The organism is Leifsonia sp. 21MFCrub1.1 (genome assembly GCF_900107895.1).
Lineage (GTDB): Bacteria > Actinomycetota > Actinomycetes > Actinomycetales > Microbacteriaceae > Leifsonia > Leifsonia soli.
Genome location: NZ_LT629867.1, coordinates 598,089 through 610,720 on the forward strand (window position 1 = coordinate 598,089; position 12,632 = coordinate 610,720).

A 12,632-nucleotide genomic window follows, 5' to 3' on the forward strand; every position below is an offset into this window, starting at 1 on the left:
AGGCTTCACGCCAGCGCCCGGAGGGGGCGGCCGGCAGGAGGGGAGCGGGATGTCGTTCGACGGGCTCGCGGTGATCGTCGTCGGCTACGGTTCCTCCGGACTGCTCGCCGGCAACCTCGCTCCGCTGACCAGGAGGCTGGACGGCGCACGCACGTTCGTCGTCGACAACCGTACGTCCGACGCGGAGCGCGCGGCGATGCGCCGGCTCTCCGCCGCCGAGGGCTGGGAGCTGCTCGAACCGGCGGAGAACCTGGGCTTCGGGCTCGGCATGAACCTCGCCGCGGAGCGCGCCATCGCCGCAGGCGCGACGCGGCTGCTGCTGCTCAACCCGGACGCCACGATGGAGCCGGCGGACGTGTCCGCGCTGCTCGCCGCGGCCGGCGACGACCCGCTGGTGCTGCTGGCGCCGCGCGTGCTCCGGCCCGACGGATCGGTGTGGTTCGACGGCTCCGACCTGCACCTCGGCGACGGCAGGATCACAGCGACCCGCAACCGCGAGCGTCTCGGCGTCCGCGACGCGGAGCAGTGGCTCAGCGGGGCCTGTCTGCTCGCCACCGCCGAGCTGTGGCGGCGGATCGGCGGGTTCGGCGACGGGTACTTCCTGTACTGGGAGGATGTGGAGCTGTCCTTCCGGGCGCGTCGCGCCGGCGGCCGGGTGGAGGTCGTGGATGCGGCGACCGCGGTGCACGCCGAGGGCGGGACGCAGGGCGACGGGCATGCGACGAGCGGCGAGGCGAAGTCGGCGACCTACTACTACTTCAACATCCGGAACCGTCTCGTGTTCGCGGCGCGCAACCTCGACGCGGCGTCGGTGAAGCGCTGGCGGCGGGCCAGCATCCCGATCGCCTACGAGGTGCTGCTGCAGGGCGGACGGCGTCAGTTTCTGCGGTCTCCGGCCCCGCTCGCGGCGGCGTTCCGCGGGGTGCGCGACGGTCTGCGGGCCTCTCGGGGTACACGCTCCCGGTGAAAGTCCCCCGAACAGGGGAGCAACAATTGAGGATTTCTCGTCATAGACTGTGAGGGCAACAGAGACCCGACCCTGGTGCACTCCGAAGACCGAGATACGCGGATTCTCGCCCGCCCGTCACGGCCATCGCTTCCGTCGTCGGGTTCGTCCGTACCGACCGACGAGAACGAGAGAAGCCGATGCACAGCAAGGCGAGGCGATCAGGGGATCCGCTCAGCATCGCCATGGTCGGAACGCGCGGCGTTCCCGCCCGGTACGGCGGCTTCGAGACCGCCGTCGAAGAGGTCGGATCGCGCCTGGCCGAGCGCGGCCACCGTGTCGTCGTCTACTGCCGCCCGGGCGATGGCGAGCGCCCCGCCGAGTACCGCGGGATGGAGCTCGTCCACAAGGGCGCGATGCACCGCCGCTCGCTCGAGACCCTGAGCCACACGGGCCTGTCCGTCGCCCACCTGCTCCGCCACCGAACGGACGTCGCCCTGGTCTTCAACGCGGCCAACTCGCCGTACCTGCCGCTGATCCGCGCGGCGCGCATCCCGGTCGCCACCCACGTCGACGGCCTGGAGTGGAAGCGCGACAAGTGGAAGGGGACCGGCCGCCGCTACTACCGGCTCGCCGAATCGGCGGCCGTCCGCTGGTCCGACGGGCTTATCGCCGACGCGCAGGGGATCGCGGACTACTACCGCGAGGAGTTCCACGCGCCGACCCGGCTGATCGCCTACGGCGCACCGCGGGTCGCCGAGGAATCCGACCTGCTGGCGGGGCTCGGTCTGGAGCCGCAGGGGTATCACCTCCTGGTCGCCCGCTTCGAGCCGGAGAACCACGTCCACACCATCGTCGACGGATACCGCCGGAGCGGCGCCCGCCTCCCGCTCATCGTCGTCGGCTCCGCGCCGTACGCCGACGCATACACCGCCCGCGTCCACGACCTCGCGGACGACCGGGTGCGTTTCCTCGGCGGGGTCTGGGACCAGCGCCTCCTCGACCAGCTCTACGCCAACGCCTTCAGCTACCTGCACGGGCACTCCGTCGGCGGGACGAACCCCTCGCTCCTCCGGGCGATCGGCGCCGGAGCGCCCACCCTCGCCTACGACGTCGTCTTCAACCGCGAGGTGCTCGGCGACAGCGGCGCCTACTTCACCACAGAGGCGGATGTCGCCGGCGTCGTCGAGGCGGCGGAGGCCGACCCGGCCGGGCATCCCGCCCGCCGTGCGGCCACCCGCGCCCGCGCGGCCGGCTACGACTGGGACGACGTCGCCGACAAGTACGAACTGCTCTGCCGCGACCTCGCCGACGGCGTGCAGGTGCGCGCGAGGCGGCCTCTCACCGCGCAGCGCGTCGGCTCCGCCCCGCGCCTCACCGGCAAGGCGGTCGAGTCGTGACCGGCGGAACGCTCGACGGCACGGCCGCACGCGAGACGTACGGGTCGGTCCTCCGCCGGCTCGCCGCCGCGCAGAAGCCGGCCGCCCGCAGCGCGCCCGCCTACTCCCGCTTCGTCAACCGCCGGCTCGGCCGGTACCTGACGGCGTGGGCCTACCGGGCCGGGCTCACCCCGAACGGTGTCACGGCGATCAGCGCCGCGTGGACGTTCGCGGCCCTCATCCTGCTGGTCGTGTTCCCGCCGTCCTGGCTGCTGGGCATCGGCGTCGCGCTCATGCTCCTCATCGGCTACGCCTTCGACAGCGCGGACGGCCAGCTGTCCCGGCTGACCGGGCGCAGCAGCCCGGCCGGCGAGTGGCTCGACCACATGGTGGACGCCACGAAGGTCGTCAGCATGCCGCTGGCACTCGGTCTCGGGCTCTACCTGCACGACGCGGTACCGGTCGCCTGGCTCGTCGTCCCCCTCGTCTCGGCGGTGATCTCCTCCGTCCTGTTCTTCGGCATGATCCTCACCGAGCAGCTGCGCCGCCAGCACGGACGGGTCTCCCTGGCCGCCGACGCGCCCGGCCGCCCGTCCTGGCTGCGCGCGGTGCTGGTCCTCCCGATGGACTACGGGGTGCTCTGCCTCTCGTTCGTCCTGCTCGGCTGGCTCCCGGGCTTCCTCGTGCTCTACACCCTCATCGTCCTCGCGACGACGCTCTTCCTGTTCGCCGCAGCCGTCACCTGGTTCCGCGAGCTCCGTTCCGAAGGAGGCCGGCCATGACGTCGGACGACACCACCACCCCGCTGCCCACCCCGGACGAGCCGTCGCAGGAGAAGAAGGGCCGGTGGACGCGCAAGCGCATCGCGCTGGTCGCTCTCGCCGCGGTCGGCGGCCTCGCCATCGTGGCCGCGATCGTGATCGCCTCGGTGTACTCCTTCGCCCGTCCCCCGGGCGGCCCGGTGGCGAACGCCCTCAAGCCGGCGGCGACGCAGCTGCCGCGGCCCACCGATGCAGCGACGTCCACTCCAGCGCCCTCTGACGCACCGACGGGGGCGCCGGCGACGGCATCCCCGGCGAAACCCGGCGAGATGGATGCGCGCTTCGGCGGGGTCGTCGCCCAGACGGCCGAGGTCAAGCAGGATGTGAAGACGCCGTCGGGTCTGACCGCGAACGTGGTCTCCGTCGAGTCCTACACGGCGACCGCCACCCGCCCCGGCGAGGTCAGCGGACCGGCCGTCAAGGTGACGCTGCGGCTGACCAACGGGACCGGCGGGGCATTCCCCCTCTCGACGGCGACCGTCAATGCCTACTACGGTTCGGGTGCGACGCCCGCGGCGCCGGTGGCGGGCGACACCGCCGCCAAGCCGTTCACCGGATCGCTCCAGCCCGGAGCATCCGCCACGGCGGTGTACGTCTTCACGGTTCCGGCGGACGAGGATGGAGCGGTCACCGTGACCCTCAGCGACCAGGCGGGCGCCCAGCTCGTGGTGTTCCAGTGAGGCCGGCGGAGGGCCGCGGGACCGAGCACCGGGCGACCGAGGGGGAGAATCGATGAGCTCCAAGCAGTACGCGCAGGCGTTCCGGCGCTTCTGGTACGTCGTCGTCATCGCGACGATCGCGGGAGCGCTCCTGGGCTTCGGCCTGTCGCAGCTGGCGGTCAAGAGCTACACCGCGACCTCGGGGCTGTATTTCTCGCTGAACTTCGGCGGGTCCGCCAACGACCTCAGTCAGGGGTCCACGTACACGCAGAACCAGATGCTGTCGTTCGCGCAGCTCGCCGAGTCGCCCGTCGTGCTCACGCCCGTGATCGACCAGCTCGACCTGGCCATCACGCCGAGCCAGCTGGCCGACTCCATCTCGGTGAGCACGCCGCAGAACACGGTCATCCTCGAGCTCGCCGTGACGGACACCAGCCCGCGTCAGGCGGCGGACATCGCGAACGCGGTGGCGTCCAGCCTGTCGAGCACGGTCGAGCAGATCGCACCGAAGACCGCGCAGGGCGCGGCGACGGTGTCCGTTCGCGTGATCGAGCACGCCGCCGTCCCGAAGTTCGCCTCTTCGCCGAACACCCGGCTCAACGTGCTCTCCGGTCTGCTGCTCGGGCTCATCGCCGGAGCGCTGATCGTCGTGCTGCGCGCCACCTTCGACACCGGCGTCCACAACGCGGAGACCGCGACCGAGGTCGCGAAGGCCCCCCTCGTCGGATCGATCCAGCGCGAGAGGAACAAGGACGGCGTCCCCGTGCTCGTGTCGGCGCCGCTCTCCAACGCGGCGGAGGCCTATCGCCAGCTGCGGTCGAACCTCGAGTTCGTCACGCTCGGCTCCCCGACGCGGTCGTTCGTGATCACCTCGTCGATCCCGTCGGAGGGCAAGTCGCTGATCTCCTCCAACCTGGCGCTCGCGCTCTCCGAGACCGGTCAGCGCGTGCTGCTGATCGACGCCGACCTGCGTCGTCCCGCCATCGCCGGCTACACCGCGCTGTCGGGGAACGCCGGACTGACGTCCGTCCTCGCCGGACGCGCCGACTTCGAGGACGTCGTGCAGCGCTGGGGCGCAGGCGACCTGGATGTGCTGGCCGCCGGCCCCATCCCGCCGAACCCGAGCGAGCTGCTCTCGTCGCGGGCGATGAGCGATCTGCTGGAGCGCCTGCGCGCCCGGTACGACGTCATCGTCATCGACACCGCGCCGCTCGGCTCGGTCGCCGACGCCTCCATCCTCGCGCGCCAGGTGGACGGCGCGCTGGTCGTCGTCGACCGCACCCGGGTGCGGAAGCAGCAGCTCGCGCAGACGGTCGACTCGCTGCAGAAGTCGGGAGCGGCCGTGCTCGGCATCGTGCTCAACCGCGTCGCGTCGGGCAAGGAGCGCAACGCGTACTACATGGCGGAGCAGCCGGCGCGCCGCCTGGGTCTCCCCGGCCGCCGCGGAGCCGGGGCCGCGGCGGAGGCGGGTACGGACACGGACGCGGAGGCAGGCTCGACGAAGCGGCCGTCGAAGGGCGGAGCGGCTCAGAACGCAGCGGACGCCGAGTCCGCATCCGACGCGGCGCGCAGTCACAGCGCCTCCTGACCCATGGGCTTCCTCAGCGGCGCGCTCGTCGACCGGATGCTCCTGCTGGCGGTCGCGCTCGGCGTCGCCGTGCTGGGCTTCCTGGTGCTGCGCCGTGCGCCCCGACTGGCTGTGGCCTCCTGGATCGTCGTGCTGTGCTTCGTGCCGATCTGGCTGGGCTTCGGCATCGGCTTCAACGGCAACTACTACCTGCCGCCCGCCACCGCGGCGGCGCTCCTGGTCGTCGCGGCACTGCTTCCCGTCCGCCGGTTCCGGCTCAGCTGGATGGACGCGCTGATGACCCTCGTCGTGGTGGCGGCGCTCGCGTCCATCCTTGCGGGGAACGCGGGCATCGCCCTCGGCGCCGCGATCATCGTCGTCACGTACTTCGTCGCGGGCTACGTCGTCGGCCGCATCGCCCCGCTCCGCGTTGACCCGGCGTGGGTCCACGGCGCCATCGCGGTGTGCTTCACCATCGTCGCCGTCCTCGCGATCGTCGAAGGGCTGACGCACTGGAACCCCTTCGTGCTGATCAAGTCGGGCAACTCCCTCTACTCGATCTGGGGAACCATCCAGGAGCGCGGGGGCGTGCCGCGGGCGGAGGGGGCGTTCGGGCACAGCATCGCTCTGGGCGCGAGCCTCGCGATGGCCGTCCCGATCACGCTGGCGGCGCCGTTCCGCCTGTGGGTGCGCGGTCTGATGGTGCTCACCATGCTCGTCGCCACCGTCTACACGTTCAGCCGGATCGGGATGATCTGCGCCCTGCTCGGCGTCGCCCTCTCCGTGCTCTTCATGCGGGATGCGATCTCGCGCCGCGCGCGCATCGCCATCACGACGGCTGTCGTCCTGGCCTCCGCCGTGGTCTTCCCCCTGGTCTCCGCCGTGTTCGACGACGCGGGGGCGGAGGCGTCCAATAGTGCCGACTACCGCGGCGACCTCGTCTCCCTGTTCGGGACGATGAACCTGGTTGGCGTGGCGGGCTCCGCGCAGAAGAACTCGGCCGGCTCCCTCTACTTCGGCAACTTCCGGTCGATCGACAGCCAGCTCATCCTGACGGGGCTGACGAACGGGATCATCGTGCTCATCGCGATCGCGGTCGCGCTCGCCTTCGGCATCCTGCTGGTCCTCCGCGGGAAGGCGTCGCCCGCGACGATCGCGCTCGTCGCGCAGATCCCGGCGTTCGCGACGGTCGCCCTGATCACCCAGTACTCGATCTTCGTCTGGTTCGTCGCGGGGCTGGCGGCGACGACGCAGCTCGCGCCGGACGCCAGCCGTCCGCTCGTCCTCGGGCTTCCTGCGCGCGTGCCGCAGCGGGATGCGTCGCAGGATGAGCTCGCCGCAGGACGCCGCTGAGCCGGGACCGGCGCGGCGGCTGAATCGTCAGCGCCGTGCGACGGCCCGGACGAGTTCCGCGATGCGCCGGCGGTACGACTCCGGGCTGTGCTTGCGCCGCGCGGTCTCGGCGTCGTCGTCGAGGAGCGGCGCCGCAGCGTCCCACTCCGCGATGGTGCGCTCGAGCGCGTCGGCCAGCGAGGTCGCGTCGCCCGGCTCGACGGTGACCGTGGTGCGGTAGCCGTCCGTGGCCTCCAGCAGCCCGCTGGTGGCGCTGGCGATCACCGGCCGGCCGCTGAGGATGCCCTCGACCGCTGTGTTGCCGAACGGCTCGTCGGCGACCGACGGCACCAGGACGACGTCGCCGGTGCTCAGGAAGTCCCAGACGGAGGGCTGGAAGCCCCGGAAGGAGACGCGCGACTGGAGGCGCTTCGCCTCCACCTTGTCGCGCAGGTCGCGTTCGTACCACTCGTAACCGGGGAAGACGGCGCCGACGAGATCGAGCCTGGCGGGGATCCCGCGGGCGTCGAGTTCGGCGATCGCGTCGATGGCGACGTCGACGCCCTTGCGCGGCGAGAGCCGCCCGATGTAGGTCACCCGGAGGTCGCCGTCGAGCTGCGGACGCGCCGGGCTGCGGGTCTCCGGGCCCGGAACGGCGTTGTAGACGATGTGGGTGCGGCGGCCGAGGGCCGGGAAGGCGCTCTCGAGCACGCCGACGCTGAAGCGGCTGTTCGCGATGACGCTCTCCGCCAGCAGCAGGGGAGCCGAGAGCACGCGCTTCACCAGACGGGACGCGGTGGCCTCGCCCTCGTGGACGTGTGCGACGACCGGCACGCGGGCCAGCCGGGCGAGCCCGATCCACAGCGGGATGGTCACCGTGTTCACGTAGACGGCCGCCGGCCGCTCACGGCGCAGCAGAGCCGAGCCGGCCCGGATGCCGCGGGCCGTGGTGGCGGCGAACCGGAGGAAGCCGCGGGGCCGGAGGACGCTCTTGCGGAGGACGGGCGAGGCGCACAGCTCCACCCGCGCGCCCCGCCGTCGCAGCTCGGCGACGAGGGGGCCGTCGCCGGGGATCGCCACGATGACGTCCCAGCCGTCGTCGACCAGCCCGCTCACGGACTCGAGGAGCACCCGGTCGGAGCCGTACAGCTCCGAACCGGGGTGCGCCACGAGGATGGTGCGGCGAGCTCTGCCCGCTCCGCTCACGGGACCGGAACCACCGCGAAGTTGTCGAACCGGGTGGTGACGGGGATGTCGGTCGCGGTGCCCGAGATGTAGGTGCGCAGCCCGGTCGTGCCGGCCACCTGGAGGGCGGCGGTCGTGTCCGTGGTGCTGAGCATCCAGTTCGCGGGTTCCGTGCCGGTCGCGGACCACACCTTGGCGCGGATGGTGGTCGGCGATGTGCCGAACACCTGGACCCGCACCTTGAGCTGGTCGCCCGCGAGAGCGGTCAGCCCGGTGATGTTGGCGGCCTGGAGGGTGGTGGAGCCCTGCAGCAGCTGGAGCTGCACGGCGCCTCCCGACTTCACCCAGACGCGGCCCTCGTAGTCCGCCGATCCGACCATGCGGCCGATCGCCGAGTAGTAGATGCCGCCGCCGGTCGCCGCCTTGTCGGCGGAGATGGTGACCGTGACATCCGACCTGGTCGAGGTGACCGAGTTGAGCAGAGCCGTCTTGGTGGACCCGGCCGCGGCCACCTGCTGGCCGAGGCCGTTGGTGGTGTTGAAGCTGGTCGCGCCGCCCGAGAGGGTCCACGCGCCGCCGATGTCGGCGGTGCCCCAGCCGTTGGCCGTCGTCCGCTCGAAGCCGTCCTGAGCGATCGCGTTGGGTGCCGGCGCGGTGGCCGTCACGGTCTTGGTGGCCGTGGCGGTCCCTCCGCGGTTGTCCGTCACCGTGAGCGTGATCGTGTAGGTTCCGGCGGCCGCGTAGGTGTGGCTGTCGGTGGCTCCGCTCCCGGTGGCGCCGTCACCGTACGCCCAGGCGTACGAGGCGATGGTGCCGTCCGGGTCGGCCGATGCGCTGCCGTTGACCGCGACCTGCAGGTTGCTGGCCGTCGCCGTGAAGGAGGCGGTCGGCAGCTGGTTCGGCGGGACGGTCGTGGTGACCTGGTGCTGGACCTGGTTGGTCGCGCCCTTGTCGTCCGTCACGGTCAGCGTCACGGTGAACGTGCCGGCCGCCGCGTAGGCGTGGGTCGTGGTCGCGCCGGTGCCGGTCGCTCCGTCTCCGAAGTCCCAGGCGTAGGAGGCGATGGTGCCGTCCGCGTCGGTCGAGCCCGAGCCGTCGAACGCTGCCGACAGGTTGGTCACCGACGAGGTGAACGCGGCCGCGGGCGGCTGGTTCGGCGGCGGAGCCTGCACGGTGATGTCGTGCAGGACGCTCGTCGGCGTTCCCTTGTCGTCCGTCACCGTCAGCTTCACCGTGAAGGTGCCCGCGGCGGCGTAGCTGTGGGTCGCGGTCGCGCCGGTCCCCGTCGCTCCGTCTCCGAAGTCCCAGGCGTAGGAGGCGATGGTGCCGTCCGGGTCGGACGATCCGGATGCGTCGAACGAAGCGTTCAGGAAGGTCGCGTTCGAGGTGAATGCGGCCACCGGGGGCTGGTTCGGCGGCGGTGCGGTGACGCCCACGTTCTGCGTCGTCGCGTTGGTCGCGCCCTGGTTGTCGGTCACCGTGAGCGTCACGGCGTAGACGCCGGTGCCGTTGTAGGTGTGCGACGCGGTCGCTCCCGTGCCGGTCGATCCGTCTCCGAAGTCCCAGGCGTAGGAGGCGATGGTGCCGTCCGGGTCGGACGACGCCGACGCGTCCACGTTCACCGTCAGCACCGAGGTGCTCTGAGTGAACGACGCGACCGGAGTCTGGTTCGGCAGGGTGCCCGTCGTGGCCAGGCTGTAGTGGTTTGCCACATCCTGAGCAGAGAGGACCGAGCCGTAGACCGCGGCCTCGTCCAGCGTCCCGTTGAAGTACGGGCCGGTGGAACCCCAGGTGTTGTCCCCGCCGATGCGCCAGTAGCCGTTGTAGGCCTGCGCGCTCGTCTGCGGGTTGGTGCCGACGAGCTGGCCGTCGACGTACAGCTTCATGCCGTCGGCGCCCTGCGAGGCGACCGCCTGGTGCCACTGGTTGTTGTTCAGCGGAGTGGGCGATGTGATGGTGTTCGCCTGGCCGGTCCAGGTGCCGAACACGATCCGTCCGTCGTCCTGCATGTAGACGTGGCGGTCGTAGTTGCTCGACAGTCCGGTCTTGGCGTCGCCGAACCCGATCAGCTTCCCGCCCTTGGTGGTGCTGGTCTTGAACCAGATCTCCTCGGTGTAGGTGGTGGGGTTGCTGATCTGCGTCTTGCTGGTCACGAGACCGCCGGTCGAGCCGGAGTTGTTCGTGTTGAACTTCACCGCCTTGTCGGTGGTGCCGGGCAGCACGCCGGTCTGGTTCTTCGTCGTCGCGGTCCCGGAGTATGCGCCGGTGGTGCCGTACGGGTCGGAGCCGGCGGCGGTGCTGCCGCTGGTCTCCTCGAGCCGCCAGTAGATGTCCGGCGATGCGTTGTAGACGGCCTGGCCGTAGGCGTCCGCGGGGGCGGGCGTCAGCGGCGATGGCCGGCCGGAGGCGATGTACTGGTTGGTGACGGTGGTCTTGTCGAGCACGGTCGGGTAGAGCGACACCTGTCCGATGTCACCGCCGAAGAAGTTGCTCGCCGGCTGGTTCGGCCAGCCGCCGACGTTGTCTCCGCCGATCCGCCAGTAGCCCGTGTAGGCCTGGCCGGCGGTGACGTCGGTGCGAGCGCCGGCGGGACGGCCGTCGAGGTACAGGCGCATGCCGTTCGCGCCGAGCGACGCGGTGACCTGGTGCCACTGACCGTCGTTGTAGCCGGTGCCCGTGCTCAGCGTCTGCGTCGCTCCGGTGTACACGCCGTAGATGATGCGGCCGGAGTTGTCCATGTAGACGTGCCGGTCGTAGCTCCCGGATGTGCCGGTGTTCGCGTTGCCGAAGCCGATGATCTTGCCGCCGCTGGTGCTGGTGGTGCGGAACCAGGCGGAGACGGTGAACGTGTTCGGTCCGGCGATCGCGGTCGGCGTCACGGCCAAACCGGTGCTGCCGTTGAAGGTCGCCGCGGTGACGCCCGAGATCGGTCCGGCCGCTCCCTGGGTCACGCCGGTCTCCGTGAGGTCGGTGTACCCGATGTGGTCGAGGGCGGTCGTGCCGCTCGCCTCGTCCATCGGCCAGTAGGCGGACGCCCCGGCCTGGGTCACCGCGTCGGCGTAGGGTCCGCCGGAGCTGGTGGCCGTGACGGTCACAGCGTTCGTGTCACGCGATGTCGTGTTGCCGAACGGGTCGTAGACCTTGACGTGGTAGATCGGATGGCTGCCGGGGGTGAGGCCGGTGTCCGTGAAGCCGATCAGCGGTCGCGTGTAGAAGTTCGAGCGGACGGTCGTCTGGTAGACAGGCGTCGTCCCCGCGTCGCGGTAGACCTTGTACGTCAGGTAGCCGTTGTCCATGTCGTAGGTGGCGGCGAAGCTGACGCGCACCTGACCGGCGTTGAACGAGGCGGCCGTCGGCGTGAGCGGGATGCCCTGCGGGCCGACCTTGTTCGGTGCGGACGACGGGACGGCGAAGCGGGCGAGGCCCTGCTGCGCGATGCCGTTCACGGTCGGGAACTCGCCGCCGTAGACGACGTACTTGCTGTTGCCCGAGACGCTCCAGGTGGCCTGGCTCTGCCCGGTGAAGGTGCCGACGGTCCACTTCGGGAACCAGTCGAGCAGCGACGGGGACGGCGTGCCTGCCCAGTTGTAGTAGCCGTACGGGTCGGCCGTGATCGTGCCGGTCGCGGCCTTGCTGAACGCGATCGAGTTGTAGAACGTCCACTGCGGGCTGGTCTGCGGGAAGCCGCCGATGTTGCCGCAGTAGTGCGGGTGCCCGGCGACGTACAGCGGGCCGTTGTCGCCCTGCGGGTAGATGGAGTACGTGTCGCCGTGGCAGTCCTCGACCCAGTTGATCGACCCGGTGTTCGGATCGGCCGAGAAGCTGCCCTCCAGGTTGCCTCCGGCGCCGAACACGTAGCCCGAGCCGTAGATCCGGTCGCTGGTGGCGTAGAGGGCCGTGATGCTCGCCTGGGTGCCCGCGTTGCGGACCGTCTGGTTCGCAGCGAAGGGGAGGATGGCGGCCGTGCTGGCGTCCACCGCCGCGAGGCCGTAGTTGGCGACGCCGCCGATGTTCTGGAAGCGGCCGCCGACGATGAGCTTGGAGCCGTCCTTCGTCAGCGTCAGCGCATCCACCGGGGCGTCGGCGTTGGCCTGCCAGTTGAGGGTCGAGCCGTCGGTGGCGCTGACCGCTCCGACGTACGCGCGGGCGACGCCGTTGATGGTGGAGGCGTCGCCGCCGGTGTAGACGACCGTGTTGGATGCCGCGACGGCGCGCGTCTGCGACTCCATGATCGGGCGGAACGAGCTGATGACCGTGTTCGTCGCCGTCGAGAACGCGGCAAGGCGGTAGTAGCCCTTGCCGTCGATCGAGGTGAAGTCGCCCACCACGTAGATGCGGCTGCCGTCGGGCGATGCGGTGATGCCCAGCGCCTGCGCGTTCAGGTTCGGCGCGAACGGGAGCAGCGCGCCGGTGGTGATGTCGTAGGCGAGGATGTTGTTGCGCGCCACTTCGTTCGTCCCGGCCGGCGACCCTGCCGGACGGGCGGAGGTGAACTTGCCCGCGACGTAGACCGTGTTGCCCACGACCGTCTGCGCCCAGGCGACGCCGTTGATCTGCGGCGCCGGGAGCACGTCATCGCTGACCGTGACCGGCGTCGCCGGATTCGTCGGGTCGGGCGGTGCCGTGTCCGCTGCGGCGGGCTGCGCGATGGCGAGGCCGCCGAAGACGAGGCCGATCGCCGTGAGGACGGCGGTCAGGATGCCCAGTGAGCGAGAGCGTGGGCGGTGTGTTGTGCTCATGACA

At 71.1% G+C, this 12,632-nt stretch carries 8 protein-coding genes; 6 read left to right on the plus strand and 2 right to left on the minus strand.

Annotated features, from left to right (window positions below; genetic code table 11):
- Positions 1-49 precede the first annotated feature (49 nt).
- From BLW09_RS02695 to BLW09_RS02720, 6 genes are all read left to right on the plus strand, one after another.
- Entirely contained in the window at positions 50-967 is a 918-nt protein-coding gene (locus tag BLW09_RS02695) for a glycosyltransferase (RefSeq protein ID WP_089908138.1), read from the plus strand.
- A gap of 179 nt (positions 968-1,146) precedes the next feature.
- The gene (locus tag BLW09_RS02700) at positions 1,147-2,346 is read left to right on the plus strand and encodes a DUF1972 domain-containing protein (RefSeq protein WP_089908140.1); all 1,200 of its coding nucleotides are present in this window, start codon (positions 1,147-1,149) and stop codon (positions 2,344-2,346) included.
- Entirely contained in the window at positions 2,343-3,107 is a 765-nt protein-coding gene (locus tag BLW09_RS02705) for a CDP-alcohol phosphatidyltransferase family protein (RefSeq protein ID WP_089908144.1), read from the plus strand. The genes BLW09_RS02700 and BLW09_RS02705 overlap by 4 nt, the downstream gene beginning before the upstream one ends.
- Positions 3,104-3,826, plus strand: a complete 723-nt coding sequence (locus BLW09_RS02710) for a hypothetical protein (RefSeq protein WP_089908147.1) — start codon at positions 3,104-3,106, stop codon at positions 3,824-3,826. The genes BLW09_RS02705 and BLW09_RS02710 overlap by 4 nt, the downstream gene beginning before the upstream one ends.
- 52 nt (positions 3,827-3,878) lie before the next feature.
- On the plus strand, positions 3,879-5,393 hold the full coding sequence (locus tag BLW09_RS02715) for a polysaccharide biosynthesis tyrosine autokinase (protein WP_089908150.1): 1,515 nt from the start codon (positions 3,879-3,881) through the stop codon (positions 5,391-5,393).
- 3 nt (positions 5,394-5,396) lie between these two features.
- On the plus strand, positions 5,397-6,725 hold the full coding sequence (locus BLW09_RS02720; protein ID WP_089908154.1) for a hypothetical protein: 1,329 nt from the start codon (positions 5,397-5,399) through the stop codon (positions 6,723-6,725).
- A 27-nt stretch (positions 6,726-6,752) separates the two neighbouring features.
- On the opposite strand, the gene BLW09_RS02725 is transcribed toward BLW09_RS02720, so the two are convergent.
- On the minus strand, positions 6,753-7,910 hold the full coding sequence (locus BLW09_RS02725) for a glycosyltransferase (protein ID WP_089908157.1): 1,158 nt from the start codon (positions 7,908-7,910) through the stop codon (positions 6,753-6,755).
- A complete protein-coding gene (locus tag BLW09_RS02730; RefSeq protein ID WP_089908160.1) occupies positions 7,907-12,628 on the minus strand; it encodes a PKD domain-containing protein in 4,722 nt (1,573 codons plus the stop codon). The genes BLW09_RS02725 and BLW09_RS02730 overlap by 4 nt, the downstream gene beginning before the upstream one ends.
- Positions 12,629-12,632 lie beyond the last annotated feature (4 nt).